Annotated in this window: 13 protein-coding genes and 3 pseudogenes; 8 read left to right on the top strand and 8 right to left on the bottom strand. The window is 56.0% G+C overall.

The window, feature by feature from the left end; all coding sequences use genetic code 11:
* Positions 1 to 135 precede the first annotated feature (135 nt).
* The 3 genes from QTO31_RS10455 to QTO31_RS10445 all read right to left on the bottom strand — a co-directional run bounded on the left by QTO31_RS10455 (position 136) and on the right by QTO31_RS10445 (position 3,085).
* Positions 136 to 843 (bottom strand): PHP domain-containing protein, encoded by a 708-nt coding sequence (locus QTO31_RS10455; RefSeq protein ID WP_301429042.1) that lies wholly within the window; start codon positions 841 to 843, stop codon positions 136 to 138.
* 122 nt (positions 844 to 965) lie between these two features.
* Positions 966 to 1,874: an arginase gene (gene rocF / locus QTO31_RS10450; protein WP_301429041.1), complete on the bottom strand. Its 909-nt coding sequence runs from the start codon at positions 1,872 to 1,874 to the stop codon at positions 966 to 968.
* Positions 1,871 to 3,085 carry an ArsA family ATPase gene (locus tag QTO31_RS10445; RefSeq protein WP_301429040.1) on the bottom strand — a complete coding sequence of 405 codons (1,215 nt, stop codon included), beginning with the start codon at positions 3,083 to 3,085 and terminating at the stop codon, positions 1,871 to 1,873. The genes rocF and QTO31_RS10445 overlap by 4 nt, the downstream gene beginning before the upstream one ends.
* 167 nt (positions 3,086 to 3,252) lie before the next feature.
* On the opposite strand from QTO31_RS10445, the gene QTO31_RS10440 reads away from it, so the two are divergent.
* Both QTO31_RS10440 and QTO31_RS10435 read left to right on the top strand, forming a co-directional pair.
* Positions 3,253 to 3,768, top strand: a complete 516-nt coding sequence (locus QTO31_RS10440; protein ID WP_301429039.1) for a histidine phosphatase family protein — start codon at positions 3,253 to 3,255, stop codon at positions 3,766 to 3,768.
* Positions 3,769 to 3,787: 19 nt separating this feature from the next.
* Entirely contained in the window at positions 3,788 to 4,540 is a 753-nt protein-coding gene (locus QTO31_RS10435) for an SIR2 family NAD-dependent protein deacylase (RefSeq protein WP_301429038.1), read from the top strand.
* A 2,913-nt stretch (positions 4,541 to 7,453) separates the two neighbouring features.
* On the opposite strand, the gene QTO31_RS10430 is transcribed toward QTO31_RS10435, so the two are convergent.
* Positions 7,454 to 7,822, bottom strand: coding sequence for a hypothetical protein (locus tag QTO31_RS10430; RefSeq protein WP_301429037.1), 369 nt, complete (start codon positions 7,820 to 7,822; stop codon positions 7,454 to 7,456).
* Positions 7,823 to 7,926: 104 nt separating this feature from the next.
* The gene (locus QTO31_RS10425) at positions 7,927 to 8,118 is read right to left on the bottom strand and encodes a hypothetical protein (RefSeq protein ID WP_301429036.1); all 192 of its coding nucleotides are present in this window, start codon (positions 8,116 to 8,118) and stop codon (positions 7,927 to 7,929) included.
* 190 nt (positions 8,119 to 8,308) lie between these two features.
* On the opposite strand from QTO31_RS10425, the gene QTO31_RS10420 reads away from it, so the two are divergent.
* Together QTO31_RS10420 and QTO31_RS10415 are read left to right on the top strand one after the other, a co-directional pair.
* Entirely contained in the window at positions 8,309 to 8,572 is a 264-nt protein-coding gene (locus tag QTO31_RS10420) for a PspC domain-containing protein (RefSeq protein ID WP_031459733.1), read from the top strand.
* 43 nt (positions 8,573 to 8,615) lie between these two features.
* Positions 8,616 to 9,556: pseudogene (locus tag QTO31_RS10415) on the top strand (fructosamine kinase family protein).
* Positions 9,557 to 9,635: 79 nt separating this feature from the next.
* Here the strand turns inward: QTO31_RS10415 and QTO31_RS10405 are convergent.
* Positions 9,636 to 10,622, bottom strand: a complete 987-nt coding sequence (locus QTO31_RS10405; RefSeq protein ID WP_301429034.1) for a hypothetical protein — start codon at positions 10,620 to 10,622, stop codon at positions 9,636 to 9,638.
* 116 nt (positions 10,623 to 10,738) lie between these two features.
* Entirely contained in the window at positions 10,739 to 11,500 is a 762-nt protein-coding gene (locus QTO31_RS10400) for a TspO/MBR family protein (RefSeq protein WP_301429033.1), read from the bottom strand.
* 82 nt (positions 11,501 to 11,582) lie between these two features.
* Between QTO31_RS10400 and QTO31_RS19305 the strand changes: the two are divergent.
* Positions 11,583 to 12,949 (top strand): annotated as a pseudogene (locus QTO31_RS19305) (dipeptidase).
* Positions 12,950 to 12,966: 17 nt separating this feature from the next.
* Positions 12,967 to 13,545, top strand: coding sequence for a DinB family protein (locus tag QTO31_RS10375; protein WP_301429028.1), 579 nt, complete (start codon positions 12,967 to 12,969; stop codon positions 13,543 to 13,545).
* Positions 13,546 to 13,708: 163 nt separating this feature from the next.
* On the opposite strand, the pseudogene QTO31_RS19300 reads toward QTO31_RS10375, so the two are convergent.
* Positions 13,709 to 15,330 (bottom strand): annotated as a pseudogene (locus QTO31_RS19300) (aspartate:alanine exchanger family transporter).
* 90 nt (positions 15,331 to 15,420) lie between these two features.
* Between QTO31_RS19300 and QTO31_RS10360 the strand changes: the two are divergent.
* Positions 15,421 to 15,738, top strand: a complete 318-nt coding sequence (locus QTO31_RS10360) for a metal-sulfur cluster assembly factor (RefSeq protein ID WP_031459726.1) — start codon at positions 15,421 to 15,423, stop codon at positions 15,736 to 15,738.
* An 85-nt stretch (positions 15,739 to 15,823) separates the two neighbouring features.
* Positions 15,824 to 16,519 (top strand): amino acid hydroxylase, encoded by a 696-nt coding sequence (locus QTO31_RS10355; RefSeq protein ID WP_301429025.1) that lies wholly within the window; start codon positions 15,824 to 15,826, stop codon positions 16,517 to 16,519.
* Positions 16,520 to 16,550: the final 31 nt, after the last annotated feature.

Genomic DNA, 16,550 nt, shown 5'->3' with positions numbered 1-16,550 from the left:
AGTGTCGGTGCTATGTACATTGTGGGTTGCGTCTGCAATGGGCTTGGGAAACTATTTTGTCTCCTCCCTCCGCCATCACCAACTGCCAGGATAGTAAAGATCGTTGAAATGCCCTTGTCCAGCGCAATGGTTGACTTATCGTGCTGGAGCAGTCTGCCATCTGCTCCAGCGCTGCATACGGGCACTTACTGCACCGGCAATCCCGCGCCAGCCCCAATACTGACCGACCGCGACCGTTTCGCCGTGCTGTAATGCCTGTCGTAAGTGATCAACAGTATGACCGGCGAACAGGGTGCGGCCCAAGCCAATCGTGGCAAGATGATGCGCATCGCTGCCGCCAAGCTGGGTCAGACCATACTCCTGAGCTTTCTGGAGGGCACGACGATTATTGAGCGGATTCCAGAGACTAGCATTAAAGACCTCAAGCCCGTCGAGAATACTCCAGTCTATGTCGTTACGTTCAGGCCCCAGCAGGTGTTGACGTCCAACCGATGGTACCAGTGCACCGAATGGGTGGGCAGCAAACACCATACCGTTTTGCTCACGCACATGAATGACTGTTTCGGTAAGGCTGAGACCCGCCGGGATAGGGTGTTCGATAAACAACGCCAGCACGTGCCCGATCTGGGTCGAGATTTCACAACCGACGATCACCTCAATACCGTAGTGCGGCGCCAGGCGGCGCGCCTCCAATGCTCCTGCCAGAGTATTGTGATCGGTGATCGCAATAATGCGCAGATCGGTATGTGTTGCAACATACGACAACACCGCCTCAGGAGAGGCGGTGCCGTCACTAGCTGTAGTATGAATGTGTAGGTCGGCTGCGCTGAATGAAGCTGTCACAGGTTGTGCTCCTTCTTCCAATATTCCCGCTAAAGCATAACTGCGATGGATGAAGGAAGGATGATACAGCCATCAAGTGCAGATTAAAAATCAGGTAAGCTTTTGTGATGAGTGTCACGCACTTACAAAATTCGCTTGCCCAGAGCCGACAACACCAGATCAACCGCCAATTGTGCCGTTGCATTACGTTCATCAAGAATTGGATTTACTTCCACCACATCAAGACTGCGCAGGGCACCACTCTCGGCTATCAACTCCATCGCTAGATGTGCCTCACGCGCCGAAATGCCGCTATTCACCGGGGTACCGACACCCGGCGCTTCGCGTGGATCAACGACATCGAGATCAAAACTCAGGTGAAATCCTGTAGTGTCAGTGGTCGCGATAGTCAGGGCCTTTTCCACGACAGTCGCCATCCCACAGCGGTCGATCTCGTGCATGGTAAAGACAGTGATTGGCGAAGCACGCAGTGCTTCTCGTTCAAGCGGATCGAGATCGCGTACCCCGATCAACACCACTCGTGTCGGATCGAAAGCCGGTACCCGACTGGCCAGCGTGATCAGCGACGAATGACCGCGCCCGGTTAAGACCGCCAGCGGCATCCCGTGGATATTCCCACTTGGCGTAGTATGTTCGTCATTGAAATCAGCGTGGGCATCGATCCAGATCAGGCCAAGGCGACGATGGCGCGCACTCCCACTTGCCGACCCTATTGACAGACTGTGATCGCCGCCTAAAATCAGGGGGAACATTCCCTGTTGAACAATATCGGCTACCTGCTGCGCCAGGTGTGCACACATCTCAGCAATCGGTTCAAGGTAGCGCAAACGTGTATTGGGTGGTGGTAGTGGTGAGGTTTCAACCATCGGTGTTGCCAGATTGCCATAATCGACCACCTGGTAGCCTAACTCGCCGAGACGACGACTCAAACCGGCATAGCGGATCGCGCTCGGTCCCATATCAACGCCGCGTCGTCCTGCCCCTAGATCAATTGGTACCCCAAGAATCGCAATCTGTTGTTCGGTCGTCATGGAGAAGTCGATTCCTCTTTCTCATTAGACTCATCGGTCTGTAACGACAGTGTTTCTGGTGGGCCAAAGAAGACTTCAAGGACGCCGTTGCGGAAGTACGCACGCCGTGCCGGACGCTCGGCCAGGGTAGTCGGTAGCAGCATATCACGGCGGAAGTTTCCGATTTCAATAAACAACTCATCGCCGCGTTTGGTCATTGATACTTTTCCAATCTCGACGTGCGGTAATGGCAGGCGCAATACATATTCGTCTCCTTGCTTCACAATCTCTTGCGTTTTACCGATAAAATGCACTTTGACCGGGTCATCATCACCGAACAATTGCTGACCAACTATCGACAAATCTTTTATGCCGGCAAGATCACGGGCATAGTAGGGGCTTTCCCAGATCGGCAAAGGCCGGAAGAGGTCGTAGACCATCTGACGGTAACCCTGCTGAATGCGGGCTAATTCCTGCATAAAAGCCCCTTCCACCTTATCGACCGGTAATACCCGATTGAGCACTACCCCATCAACCGGATAGCCAAATAAGGCCAGATAGGTTGAAGCCCGCTGTGCCTCTTTAATCACCATCCGTTCAGGATTGACCACCAGCCGGTAAGAACTGATTTGGGGATCGGTCAATGTCGCTCGCAGCGCTTCTACACCCTTGGTCAGTCGTTCGAGTTTAGCAAACACATCGGTTGCCGGTACCAATTGCTTGACCAACGGTCGCGCCACTTTCAGTGTGGTCGGTTCCCAATCCATCACGCGCGCTGCGTACCACAGAAAAGTTTCGGGCATTGTTAGCAAACGCACCGTTTCACCAGTGGGGGCAGCATCAACAATCACAACATCGAAATTGCCTTCACGCGCCTGTCGTCGAATGTGGAGCAGACTGACCACTTCTTCCATACCAGGAATAATAGCTAGCTCTTCGGCTGCCACTTCATCAACCCCTCGGCGGCGGAGCAGGTTACTCAGGTACACCCGTAGTTCACCCCAATGCTGGCGTACCTCATCAAGCACATTGATCTCCTGCCCCCATAAGCGTTCGCCGATCTGTGTGGGTAATGAACCTAATGGCGTGTCGAGTGCATCGGCCAGACTATGCGCTACATCGGTACTGACAACCAGTGTGCGATAGCCTAATTCGGCAGCACGTACTGCTGTTGCTGCCGAGGTCGTAGTTTTGCCGACGCCGCCTTTACCAAGATAGAGGATCAGCCGCATTGATGTATCCTTTGTTGATCGGTGATTCTACACAGAAACTACTATCCGCTGTCGATGCGACGCCGCATCAATTGTATATGTTGCAGTTCGGCCCGTCAATCTTCTATGGTACACTATTCATGATGATACCTGAACACGACTGCTGCATCAAGATGTAAGGAAATTCAGTGCTTTCCGATCTTTTTCTTATTCGTCATGGGCAACCAATGCACAATCCGTCTATTCCGTACCAGCTTCCGCCGGGCCCCGATTTGTCTGAACGCGGTCGGGCCGAGGCGCGTCAGGTAGCAGCATTTCTGGCCGATAAAGGGGTAGAGCAACTTCTAGTCTCGCCATTTGCCCGCACGACCCAAACGGCAGAGGTGCTAGTCGATGCTCTTGGATTACCGGTCTCATTTACCACACTAGTACAGGAACATGCACCGGGGGAGACATTTGAGCAGGTGCGGGCGCGGGTGCGCGAGGTGCTAGCCAGTCTGTTCGATTCGCCGTATCAGCGGGTTGCCATTGTCACCCATGGCTCACCAATTCGGGCATTTCTGCTCGAACTAAGCCATGATCAGATCGATCTCCGTTCCCATGTTTACCCCGGTGGCAACCCGGCGCCAACCTGCGGTGTCTGGCACGTCAGCTTCTCGCCGCAACGTGCATGTCGCTTTGAGCTGGTATTTAAACCGTCGTAAATTGGTGCGGAGATGAGGTATGAGCGAACTCGACGAGGTTATCACTGCTCTGGCACACCGTCTGCATACCGTGCGGCATGTGACAGTTTTGACCGGTGCAGGTATCTCGGCGGAGAGTGGTATTCCTACCTTCCGCGATGCCCAGACCGGTCTCTGGTCGCAGTTTGATCCGGAAGAATTGGCTTCACCCGCAGGCTTTGCCCGCAATCCAGGATTGGTCTGGCGCTGGTACGCCGAGCGACGAATCAAAGCCTGTGCTGCTCAGCCCAATCCGGCTCATTATGCCCTGGTCGATCTGGCGAAGATGGTGCCAAAATTAACCCTGATCACGCAGAATATTGATGGTTTGCACCAGCGCGCCGGTAGTCAAGAAGTGATCGAATTACACGGTAGTCTTCATCGTGCGCGCTGCATGGCCGACGGTACCGTGCATACAACTTGGGATTACGATGAAGAGCTGCCCCAATGTCCCGATTGTGGCGCTTTGTTGCGTCCCGATGTCGTCTGGTTCGGTGAATATCTGCCAGTCGCTGCGTTAGAGGCTGCTTACACTGCGACGCTCGATTGCGATGTCTTCTTTTCAATTGGTACGTCAGGCGTTGTTGAACCGGCAGCTTCTCTCCCCCGGATCGCCCTATCCAGAGGGGCAACCGTTCTGATCCTCAATCTTGAACAAACCACTGCGGCTCGCCCACCACTGTTTACCATTCATGGCAAGGCTGGCGAGGTGTTACCACGTCTGGTCTCGACAGTGCGACGTCTGAGAGCTTGATTCAGAAACCTGGGCTTTTGATGAGTCTTGACCATGACACTTCCATCATGGTCAGGGAAACAGTGGCAGTGTCGGTGCTGCGAGCACGCCTGGTGGCCCTCACCTTCCCCCCAGCCCCCTTCCTCTCCCGCGCTGCGGGAGAGGAAGGGGGGTATGCCCACATCTTCCCCCGTGCCCCCGTCCGCTCCCTTACGGGAAGCGGAAGAGGGGGGTATGCCCACATCTTCCCCCGTGCCCCCGTCCGCTCCCTTACGGGAAGCGGAAGAGGGGGGAGGTTCGCGTCGCAGTGGCGATCCTGCGCCTGCATCTTACAACGATGGCGCGTCCATCAGATCACCCCTCCCGCAGCGCGGGAGAGGGGCCGGGGTGAGGGCGACCCGCAGCGCGGGAGAGGGGCCGGGGGTGAGGGCGACCCGCAGCGCGGGAGCGGGGCCGGGGGTGAGGGCGACCCGCAGCGCGGGAGCGGGGCCGGGGGTGAGGGCGACCCGCAGCGCGGGAGCGGGGCTGGGGGTGCGGGCGCCCCGCAGCTCTGTCTTTCACCGCGTTGGTAGGGACGGGTTTCAAACCCGTCCCTCCTAGTGTATTTCTGAGACAGACGTGGAGGCCACCGCAAGGCCCGCAGCGCGGGAGCGGGCTGGGGGTGCGGGCGGCCCGCAGCTCTGTCTTTCACCGCGTTGGTAGGGACGGGTTCCAAACCCGTCCCTCCTAGCGTATTTCTGAGACAGACGTGGAGGCCACCGCAAGGCCCGCAGCGCGGGAGCGGGGCTGGGGGTGCGGGCGTCCCACAGCTCTGTCTTTCACCGCGTTGGTAGGGACGGGTTTCAAACCGGCTGGTTGGGTTAACGACGGCAGAAGCGGGCGACGGCTGTCTTTCACCGCGTTGGTAGGGACGGGTTTCAAACCCGTCCCTACTAGCGTATTTCTGAGACAGGGAGCCGTGGCAACGATTCACGAACTGCTGGCAAACATCGGTTTCAACCCCGTCCCTCCTAGCGTATTTCCGAGACAGACGTGGAGGCCACCGCAAGGCCCGCAGCGCGGGAGCGGGGCTGGGGGTGCGGGCGGCCCGCAGCTCTGTCTTTCATCGCGTTGGTAGGGACGGGTTCCAAACCCGTCCCTCCTAGCGTATTTCTGAGACAGACGTGGAGGCCACCGCAAGGCCCGCAGCGCGGGAGGGGGCTGGGGGTGCGGGCGGCCCGCAGCTCTGTCTTTCATCGCGTTGGTAGGGACGGGTTTCAACCCCGTCCCTACTAGTGTATTTCTGAGACAGACGTGGAGGCTACCGCAAGGCCCGCAGCGCGGGAGGGGGGCTGGGGGTGCGGGCGGCCCGCAGCTCTGTCTTTCATCGCGTTGGTAGGGACGGGTTTCAAACCCGTCCCTACTAGCGTATTTCTGAGACAGGGAGCCGTGGCAACGATTCACGAACTGCTGGCAAACATCGGTTTCAACCCCGTCCCTCCTAGCGTATTTCTGAGACAGACGTGGAGGCCACTGCAAGGCCCGCAGCGCGGGAGCGGGCTGGGGGTGCGGGCGGCCCGCAGCTCTGTCTTTCATCGCGTTGGTAGGGACGGGTTTCAAACCGGCTGGTTGGGTTAACGACGGCAGAAGCGGGCGACGGCTGTCTTTCATCGCGTTGGTAGGGACGGGTTTCAACCCCGTCCCTCCTAGTGTATTTCTGAGACAGACGTGGAGGCCACCGCAAGGCCCGCAGCGCGGGAGCAGGGCTGGGGGTGCGGGCGGCCCGCAGCTCTGTCTTTCACCGCGTTGGTAGGGACGGGTTTCAAACCCGTCCCTACTAGTGTATTTCTGAGACAGACGTGGAGGCTACCGCAAGGCCCGCAGCGCGGAGCGGGGCTGGGGGTGCGGGCGACCCGCAGCTCTGTCTTTCACCGCGTTGGTAGGGACGGGTTTCAAACCGGCTGGTTGGGTTAACGACGGCAGAAGCGGGCGACGGCTGTCTTTCACCGCGTTGGTAGGGACGGGTTTCAACCCCGTCCCTCCTAGCGTATTTCTGAGACAGACGCGGAGACCACCGCAAGGCCCGCAGCGCGGGAGCGGGGCTGGGGGTGAGGGTGGCCCGCAGCTCTGTCTTTCATCGCGTTGGTAGGGACGGGTTTCAAACCCGTCCCTCCTAGCGTATTTCTGAGACAGACGTGGAGGCCACCGCAAGGCCCGCAGCGCGGGAGCGGGGCTGGGGGTGCGGGCGACCCGCAGCTCTGTCTTTCACCGCGTTGGTAGGGACGGGTTTCAAACCGGCTGGTTGGGTTAACGACGGCAGAAGCGGGCGACGGCTGTCTTTCACCGCGTTGGTAGGGACGGGTTTCAAACCCGTCCCTCCTAGCGTATTTCTGAGACAGGGAGCCGTGGCAACGATTCACGAACTGCTGGCAAACATCGGTTTCAACCCCGTCCCTCCTAGTGTATTTCTGAGACAGACGTGGAGGCCACCGCAAGGCCCGCAGCGCGGGAGCGGGGCTGGGGGTGCGGGCGACCCACAGCTCTGTCTTTCACCGCGTTGGTAGGGACGGGTTTCAAACCGGCTGGTTGGGTTAACGACGGCAGAAGCGGGCGACGGCTGTCTTTCACCGCGTTGGTAGGGACGGGTTTCAAACCCGTCCCTACTAGCGTATTTCTGAGACAGGGAGCCGTGGCAACGATTCACGAACTGCTGGCAAACATCGGTTTCAACCCCGTCCCTCCTAGTGTATTTCTGAGACAGACGTGGAGGCCACCGCAAGGCCCGCAGCGCGGGAGCGGGCTGGGGGTGCGGGTGCCCCGCAGCTATGTCTTTCACCGCGTTGGTAGGGACGGGTTGCAACCCCGTCCCTCCTAGTGTATTTCTGAGACAGACGTGGAGGCCACCGCAAGGCCCGCAGCGCGGGAGCGGGGCCGGGGGTGCGGGCGACTGCGCTACTATTGCATCGCAGTGGTTGCCGCCTGACGGAAGGCATCCACCGCCGCATCAATCACCCGTTGTGGATTACCACCGGCTGAAGTCACAATTGCTCGTAATGTTTCGCCGTTCCGTAGCCGTGAACGAATGGTTGCCTGATCAAGTCCGGTCTGATTAGCAGCGGCCTGGATTAACCAGTCTAATGCGCTCCGTTGCGATACTTTTGCCGCCCGATCAGCTAATTGAGTTCCTAACGTCGTATCGTTGACCAGCGTCGTCGCTCGATCACGAATCGTTGTTAACAGTTGATCGGCTTCGGCCTGCGTCAACCGACCTTTGCTCACCTCCCGATCAAGCCGTGTCTTCGCCGCGTCAACTACCGCCTGCACCAGCGCCGCACCACTGCTACCGTTGGCAGCGGCGATCTGGGCCAGACTCCGTCCGTTTTGTAACTCGGTGCGAATAGTGACAGGATCAAGTCCGGTCAGTGAACTCAGCGTGCAATCAGGTGTTCCACGCTCACATTGCCCAGACCGCGCCCGCCACCACCACGACCATACGCCAACGCTACTGACGCTGAATCGGTCACTCCTTCATAGGCGGCATGGGCCGTTAGTGGTGAAACCCAGAGGAGTGCAAATGCCAGCACTGCACTACTCAAAGCACGTAAGACCATCCGTTTCATCCTTGCACCTCCGTTGCAGTTATTTGCGGTTTCGTTGCACCTACTGGCGCTATCGTCATAATAGAGCAAGACTGTGAAGGAATTATGAAGTGATCATGAGAAGATCGTGGATTGTTCTGCAACAAACATATCTCGCCAACGTCGTATAGGCAGGAAGTGGAAATCTGTTGAGCGATTAAGGAGTAACGCTATGACAACGAACCGTCTTACTCGTAGTGCAACCGACCGCATAATCGGCGGCGTATGTGGTGGTCTCGCCCGTTACTTTGGTATCGACAGTACTATCGTTCGCCTCATTTTCGTATTAGCTGTGCTGAGCGGACTTAGCCCTCTTATCTACATTGTGCTCTGGATCATTATGCCGAAAGAGGAAGTAGCATTTCCGCAGCCAGCACAAGACCCAACCGGTGAATGGCGCTACGATCCGTATACAGGCCAGAAACTACGCGATTAGGTGAATTGTCTCTCCTTCCTCTCCCCATTTGGGAGAGGAAGGAATGAACTTGAGGGAGTGGGGACGCATCCCTACCTGTTGCTCCTTATTTCTTTCTGGTATGACGATGTTACCGGCAAGTGTTACCGACCTGATCATTACACACCTGGGCAAACCTGTTGAGCGGGTTGAATACCTGCACAGCAGTTTCGGCGCGCAACTGGTTCGCCTTACGCTAGGTGGCGAGCAATTTGCGCTCAAGTGGGCCAGCGGTGGATCGCCAGCCACGATGTTGATGGCTGAAGCGCACGGTCTGCGAACACTGGCTGCAACCAATACCATCCGTGTGCCGGCGGTGATCCTGGCACTCGCGGCCAACGAACAACAACCGGCCATTCTCCTCAGTGAATGGATCATTGGCGATGGTCACGCTGTGGATCAGGCCCGGTTGGGTGAGCAACTGGCTGCTCTCCACCGTTGCACTGCCGCTGCTTATGGATTGGAATGTGATAATTTTATTGGTGGTACGCCTCAGTACAACGGATGGAAAACCGATTGGATTGAGTTCTTTCGCGAACGACGACTCATTCCTCAGATCGAACTGGCAGCCCGCAATGGATTGCTACCAGGCCACCGTCGGCAAGCGCTCGACAACATTGTTGCTCGCCTCGACCACTGGCTCAGTGGTGTTGCGCGTGTCCCATCACTCATTCACGGTGATCTATGGAGTGGGAACGTGATTACGGGGACAGGCGGTACACCCGTGCTGATCGATCCGGCGGTTTCGTACAGTGATCGTGAGGCTGAACTGGCGTTTACCGAACTTTTTGGTGGCTTTTCCGCACGTTTCTATCAGGCCTATCAGACGGTATGGCGCTCGAACCCGGTTACCGTGACCGTCGCGATCTTTATAATCTCTACCACCTGCTTAATCATTTAAATCTGTTTGGCGAAGGGTACGGGGCGCAGGTTGATGCCATTATCCGACGCTATGCTCGGCGATGATTGGTCTCTGTCATCTTTTCACCAGCAGGGCAGGAGTGTAACCTGCCCTATTGATGCTGCCCGTGATGGCTATTTGCTCTTATCGGCCAGGTAATAACGTATATTCAACAACTGCCCGGCGTTCACTGCGGTTGCCGTAGGCGCTGATCGTATAGCGCCCGACCGGGTCTTGTTCACTCAGATAGACTTCGATGGTGAACGTTCCATCGGCATCGGCGGTAACATCTCCTAGCCATTCGGTGGCATAATCGGGTAACGTTGCCCACAACGTAATGACTTCACTGGCCAGAAAGCCGCTACCGTTCAATCTGATAGCCTGGCGTTGTGGACCACTTCCCGTTGCCACGCTAAGCTGACCTGTACCACGAGGCTTAAGAGTATCACCGACCAACACCTCAAAATCAACAATTCCATTTCCACCACTCTGTAAGCCTCGCGCCGTCAGGGCGTAACGTCCTACTGGAATATGATTGCTCAGCATCGCCAGACTGATCCGTCCCTGGGCATCAGCCACCTGAGTACCGAGATCGGCAATAGCGTTGTTTGGGTAGCGTAGCCACAGAGCGATCCGTTCACCTGGCCGATAACCGCTACCGGTAAAGACAAAGGTGTTGCCTTGCGTTTGAGCAGATTGATTGACCGTTAACTGTACCGCAGGTGATGCACCCGGCGCTGGGGCAATGTCTACCTCAAGGCTGGCGTAGGCTTCTCGCCCACTCTGCCAGCCTCGCGCCGTATAGACGTAACGTCCGGTTGGGGTGAAGGTTGCCCCAAGGAAATCGGGCAGGTATGGGTGATTGAACCGTCCTTGCTCGTCGGTCTGGATAACGGTGACGCCGTAGACACGGTAATCAGGATAGGTAATCCAAATGCTCACTGTTTCAGCAGGGAGAAAACCGGTACCGCTCAGGGTAACTGTCGTATTCTGACGGGCTACAGTTGGTGAGACGGTCAGGCTGGCGGTTTGGGCGCTGGCTGACCAACTCCAGGTGATGATAATGAGACTTAATACGCTGACGAATAAGAGTGAGAATAGTGACAGGTAAGAACGCTTGATCATCGTCATAAGCAGCTCCGTGATCTGGTAAAGGAACCATCCTATGCTTACGAACGATGATCGTGACTACCGTCACCGTTTGATCAGATTACAGAAATCTGACGGAAACCACTTGCCAGCTATGTTCAACGACGGAAGAGTGTCGATGCTGATGCGGCGAGTGCGGTCAGGACAACGATCCAGGCGATGGTTGCCAGTGGCATCATGGCAGCTTGCTTGAACGCAATGCCACTCGCTGCCCAGGCTACAACGAGCGGCAGGACTGCATCGCGCCAACGTTGGGCAAACCACCAGCTCAGACCGGCAGCCAGGATGAGTAACACGCTGGCGCTAATTATGCCACCGTTGCCGGTATCACGCCATCCCAGATCGTAGAGAAAGACGCTCGCATTAACGAGGGTTGCAACGCAAATCCATCCTAAATAGAGGCTGAAGGTTGGTTGTACCAGCCATCGTTCGCCGGGTGTTGGTGTTCCAGGACTACGGAGTTTCACATAAGCCCCAACCAAACCGATCAGCACAGTCAACATTGCCGGCAGCGAGAGCGATGATAAATTGTAGTGCCAGAAGAACAACCAGCCGATGTTGCCAAGACAACTGAGCAAAAACCATGGGGCTGCAGAACGCAAACGCGGATTATTGATCTGTGCAGGCAGTGCCTGATAGACAGCGTAACCGATCAGCCCGACATAAATGAGTCCCCAAATTGAAAAGATATATCCGGGTGGTGTTATGAGCAGTGGGTACCGATCTGAAATGGCGCCTGTGGTCTGACCATTGAGGGGTAGCGTATTGGCTGCAATGTTCACCGCAATCGTCGCGAGTAATCCCAGAATGACGGCAACTGGTTGCCAGTGAAATATTGGACGCGCAAGTGATGTCGCCATAATAATCTCCGTTATAATTGAGGATACCGGGGCGAAAGCTGTGCGTCCGCCTGCCCTGCATTATAAAGGAGAGAGCACCATTATGCCAGACTGGAAAGACTACCTCACCGCGAACCAGGACCGCTTCCTTGCCGAATTGGTCGACTTCTTGCGTATCCCGAGCATCTCGGCCATTTCTGCGCACGCTGGTGATGTGCTGCGTGCCGCTGAGTGGGTTGCGATCGGCTAACCGCTGCCGGAATGGAGCACGTGGCAATTCTGCCGACCGGCGGTCATCCGGTGGTGTACGCTGATTGGCTGCATGCTCCTGGTAAGCCTACCGTTTTGATCTACGGTCACTTTGACGTGCAGCCGGTCGATCCGCTCGATTTATGGACGCATCCACCATTTGAGCCGCATATTGAGAATAATCGAATCTACGCCCGTGGCGCCAGTGACGACAAGGGCAAACATGCTCATTCCGATCCTGGCAGTTGAAGCCTTATTGCGCAGCAGAGGCTCGCTGCCGGTCAATGTCAAGTTTTTCTTTGAAGGCCAGGAAGAAATTGGGAGTCCCCAGATTCCAGCGTTTCTCCAGCAGGAACGTGAGCGCTTTGCCTGTGACCTAGTATTGAGTGCTGATGGTGGTCAATGGAGTGAAGATCAGCCCCAGATTCTTGTCGGCTTGCGCGGTGGTTGCGGTGTACAGATCGATGTGTATGGGCCAAAGATGGACTTGCATTCGGGCATGTACGGTGGTGTCGTGCAAAACCCGATCCATGCGCTGGTTCAGATTCTCGATCGATGCGGTCGGATGATGGAATGATTACCATCCCTGGTTTTTACGACCAAGTACGACCGCTATCACCAGCCGACCGAGAACGGATTGCTGCTATCCCTTTCGATGAGGAGAAACTGAAAGTCTCCCTCGGAGTCCCTGCTCTCTTTGGTGAAGCCGGTTTTACTCCGCGTGAACGCGAATGGGTACGACCAACGCTTGAGGTGAACGGAATCTGGGGCGGGTTTCAACAAGAAGGGATTAAGACGGTCTTGCCGGCTGAGGCCCACGCCAAGATTACCTGCCGGCTCGTGCCCGACCAGGACCCACAGACTATTCTTGAGCTGTTGCAAGCGCATATCAAGCGTCACACACCGCCTGGGGTGAATGTGACGGTAACCCCGCTTGCGTTTCAGGCCTATCCCTACCTGATCCCCGAAGACGATCCAGGGAACATCGCTGTACGTGAGGTGTTGATCGAGTTGTATGGCCGTGAGCCGTACTACGTGCGCAGTGGTGGTTCGATCCCGGTTTGTACCCTCTTCCAGCGTCAGCTTGGCGCTTATACTAGCAGTTTTGCCTTTGCCCTTGATGATGAGCGTTTCCATGCGCCCGACGAATTCTTCCGTTTGAGCAGCTTCCGCAAAGGACAGGCTGCGTACTGTATGTTGCTCGAACGGTTAGGTCGCTAAGTATAAAGGAGCCAGGTATGCTTGATTACGCTGCTCTCTACCGAAAAGAGCGAACCGTTCAAGAGCTGGTTCGTGATCTCACGGTGGCCGATCTGCGCACCGAGACCGATGAAATGTACGATACAATCGAACGGCTGATTGCCGATTGTTCCGATGCTGATGTGACGTTTCAACCCGTTGATCCAAACGCCCACGATCCATTTGCAACAGACCCCGCTGCGGTCAATCAAGCCTGGACGCTTGCTCACGTGATTGTGCATCTAACAGCCTCGTGTGAGGAGTCGGCTTTTCTGGCAGCCGAAATGGCGCGTGGTACGTACCGTTCCGGCCGTTCTCGGTACGAAGTGCCATGGGAGACGGTGACCTCGATAGCACAGGTACGACAACGGCTGGCTGAAAGTCGGCGGATGTTGCATGCCTCGCTACAGATGTGGCCTGACCATCCGCATCTTGAATATATGGTTGAACCGTGGCCCGGTGCATCACTGGTTGATGCCCGTGGTCGGTATGTTCTGGGTCTCGCTCATGCCTATGACCATCTTGGTCAAATTGCCGAAATTGTACGCCAGGCAAAGGCGGGGAAACGTGAGGAATGATTGGTTGTCTGCATTCTCGCCTACAGGATACGTATGCTAAACTCGCTGTTCGCATTACGGCGCACACCTGACAGATCGCCATAGTGCGTGCTAAATATACTCTTTTTGCCTAGAGTAGGGGCGGGTGCTCAACCCGCCCGTCTCGCCGGTATGCTGAATGGAATCATCCCAACAAAATCTGCGCGAAGATAATCTTTAGCACCATTGCCGTTGGAAAGACCATCGCGTAGCCGATATTTGGTGCTTCGTTACCAACTTGTTCGTTGGCAAAGGCCAGCACCGCTGGCTGGGTTTGTAATCCGGCCAGCATCCCGGTCAGTACGCTAAACGGTATCTTGAGCATCTTGTAGCCGATAAACAGAGTCAGCATAGCGACCGGTATTGTGATGAGTGCTCCGCCTAGAAACAGAATGAGGCCGTTTCCCTGTGTAAGAGTCGTGACGAAACTATAACCGGAACGAGTGCCGACACCGGCAAGGAACATGGTCATTCCAACCTGACGTAATGTAAGATTGGCGCTGTACGGTAGACTCCAGACAATCGGTCCGGTTCGTCCGCGCCAGCCTAGGAAGAGAGCGACAACCAGCGGGCCACCGGCCAATCCCAGTGAAAAGCTCCCACCACCCGGTAGTGGGATTGGGATCAGACCTACCAGCATACCGAGTGCAGTCCCCAGACCGAGCGAAACTACATCGACCTCGGCTAATGAGCGGTACGAGTCGCCGAAGAAGGCACTGACTCGATCCATATTGTCGCGTTGGGTAACGATGCGTACTCGATCACCCAGTTCGAGGATGGTATCACCGTGGGGTAAAAGCTCAACATCACCTCGTCGAATGCGGGTAATCACTGCACCCATGCTCGACGGCAGGTTTAGATCACGTAACGGTACGCCAACAACAGCCGGATTTGGACAAAGACGCGCCGAAAATCAAGGGTGTGGCGGTCGAGTGTCAATTCTGTACTGGTCAGTTCGCCAAGATCGGCGATAACCCGCTCGACCATCGCTGGCGTGCCCACGATGTTGATCAGATCGCCTACTGCGAGCTGGGTTGTACTGGTAGCCAATTCCACTCGACCATCGTGCTGGAGACGGCTGAAGATCACGTTCCAACCCCGTGTTTTGACCAGTTCGGCGATGGTTTGACCCTGGACTGCGGGATTGGTGACCCGAATTGTGCGATTGACCAGGTGATCACCGATGGCGCCAAATTCACGCAGGTGCTGTACTTCCTGCTGTAGATCAATCTGCCAGAGGCGACGGGTCAGGTAGATCGAGAGGATCATGCCTAGTACGCCAACCGGGTAGGCCACCGAATAACCAACTACCGGTTCGGCGCGCAATGTCTCATCGGCGCCGAGACGACTCAGTTGTTCGATCACGGCGGCCAGGGCTGGCGTGTTGGTCAAACTGCCGGCAAAGAGTCCGGCTGTTTGGGCACCGTTCAAGCCGAGCACAATGCGTAAAAGTGCCGCAATACCGGCTGCAACCACAATCAACCCACCGATGAACAGATTATTGCGCAACCCGCGTCGGCGGAACGATGAAACGAAGCCGGGGCCGCTGCTCAGGCCGATGGTGTACACAAAGATAACCAGACCGAGCAAATAAATGATGTCTGGCAGGCGTAAGCGTTGATCGATAGCGCCAAAGGCCAGCCCAACGAAGAGCACGGCTGACACGCCAAGACTAACACCGCCGATCTTGATCCGTCCGATGAGATAGCCAATTGCCGATACGGTAAACAGGAGCAAGAGCGGGTTACTGGCAAGTATGTCGATCATAATGGTTCTTCCTTACCAAGAAGTGTTAACGTTGTCCGCCGTGTATGGTATCATGCAGTTGATAACCAACGGTTAAGAAAGAGGGATCGTATGATTACCGAAGACATGGTTCGGGCAGCACTGAAAAACGTGGTCGATCCAGAGATTGGCCTCGATGTGGTCAATCTTGGGCTGGTGTACCGCATTGACATTCTCGATGACGGGAAAACCGTTGATATTGATATGACCTTGACCACGCCAGCCTGTCCGGCAGGGCCGCAGATTCTCGAACAGGCCCGGCGGGAGGTGATGTCGTTGAAAGAGGTTTATAAAGAGCTTGAGAACGTCAAGATCAATCTGGTCTGGACGCCCTTCTGGAATCCGTCGATGATGTCGGAAGAGGCGCGCGAGGAACTGGGTTTCTTCTAATGTGGTCAACAGGCGGCGAGGGTTGGGCGACCTTCGCCGCCTGTTATTATTGATAGCGCACCATACAATACAAGGGGGTATTGGTATGACAACAATTGCTCCGCCCGCTATGCCTGCTTACACCGAAGAAGATCATCTGGTTTGGGCAACGCTCTGTGCGCGCCAGGTTCCCCGGCTTGAGCGGTACGCCTGCCGCCTCTTCCGCGAAGGATTTCGGAAGTTGAACCTTGATCTCCAGCGTCTCCCCGATCCGGTACAGGTAAGCGAACGTCTGGCAGCAATGACCGGCTGGACGTTGTGCGATGCGCAAAATGAGTATCTCAACCCTACTGAATGGTTTGAGCACATCGCCGAACGGCGCTTCCCGGTGACCAACTATATTCGACGCATGGACGAGCTTGATTTTACGCCGCTGCCCGATCTCTTTCACGAGTACATTGGTCATCTGGCATTTTTTACCGATCAGCGCTTTGCCGATATTGCCCAGGCTTTTGGGCCTCTTTATTTTGCCGGTGACGAGCGGCAACGTCTGGAAATAGCCCGTCTCTGGTGGTACAGCATCGAATTTGGGCTGATTCGAGAAGATGGTGGGTTAAAGGCTTTTGGCGCCGGTCTCCTGTCGTCGATTGGGGAACTTGATCACGCCTTTGCAGCCGATACGCCACGAGTACCGTTTGATATTCGGCGAGTTGCGAATACGCCCGGAGCTGCCTATTCGATGCACGATACCTACTTTATCCTCGAAGACCTGGAAACACATTGCTGCTGCGATCCTGCGTGATTATGCCGCTATGGAGGGCTTGCCGGCAGTA

Source organism: Chloroflexus sp. MS-CIW-1, assembly GCF_030444705.1.
GTDB lineage: Bacteria > Chloroflexota > Chloroflexia > Chloroflexales > Chloroflexaceae > Chloroflexus.
The sequence above is the reverse complement of the archived record's forward strand: the minus strand, read 5'-3'. Positions and strand labels throughout refer to the sequence as shown.

Coding starts and splice junctions, on each gene's coding strand:
- QTO31_RS10420 (WP_031459733.1), top strand. CDS start 8,309: ATGACAACGAACCGTCTTACTCGTAGTGCAACCGACCGCATAATCGGC.
- rocF (WP_301429041.1), bottom strand. CDS start 1,874: ATGACGACCGAACAACAGATTGCGATTCTTGGGGTACCAATTGATCTA.
- QTO31_RS10355 (WP_301429025.1), top strand. CDS start 15,824: ATGACAACAATTGCTCCGCCCGCTATGCCTGCTTACACCGAAGAAGAT.
- QTO31_RS10360 (WP_031459726.1), top strand. CDS start 15,421: ATGATTACCGAAGACATGGTTCGGGCAGCACTGAAAAACGTGGTCGAT.
- QTO31_RS10405 (WP_301429034.1), bottom strand. CDS start 10,622: ATGACGATGATCAAGCGTTCTTACCTGTCACTATTCTCACTCTTATTC.
- QTO31_RS10400 (WP_301429033.1), bottom strand. CDS start 11,500: ATGGCGACATCACTTGCGCGTCCAATATTTCACTGGCAACCAGTTGCC.
- QTO31_RS10375 (WP_301429028.1), top strand. CDS start 12,967: ATGCTTGATTACGCTGCTCTCTACCGAAAAGAGCGAACCGTTCAAGAG.
- QTO31_RS10435 (WP_301429038.1), top strand. CDS start 3,788: ATGAGCGAACTCGACGAGGTTATCACTGCTCTGGCACACCGTCTGCAT.
- QTO31_RS10445 (WP_301429040.1), bottom strand. CDS start 3,085: ATGCGGCTGATCCTCTATCTTGGTAAAGGCGGCGTCGGCAAAACTACG.
- QTO31_RS10425 (WP_301429036.1), bottom strand. CDS start 8,118: ATGAAACGGATGGTCTTACGTGCTTTGAGTAGTGCAGTGCTGGCATTT.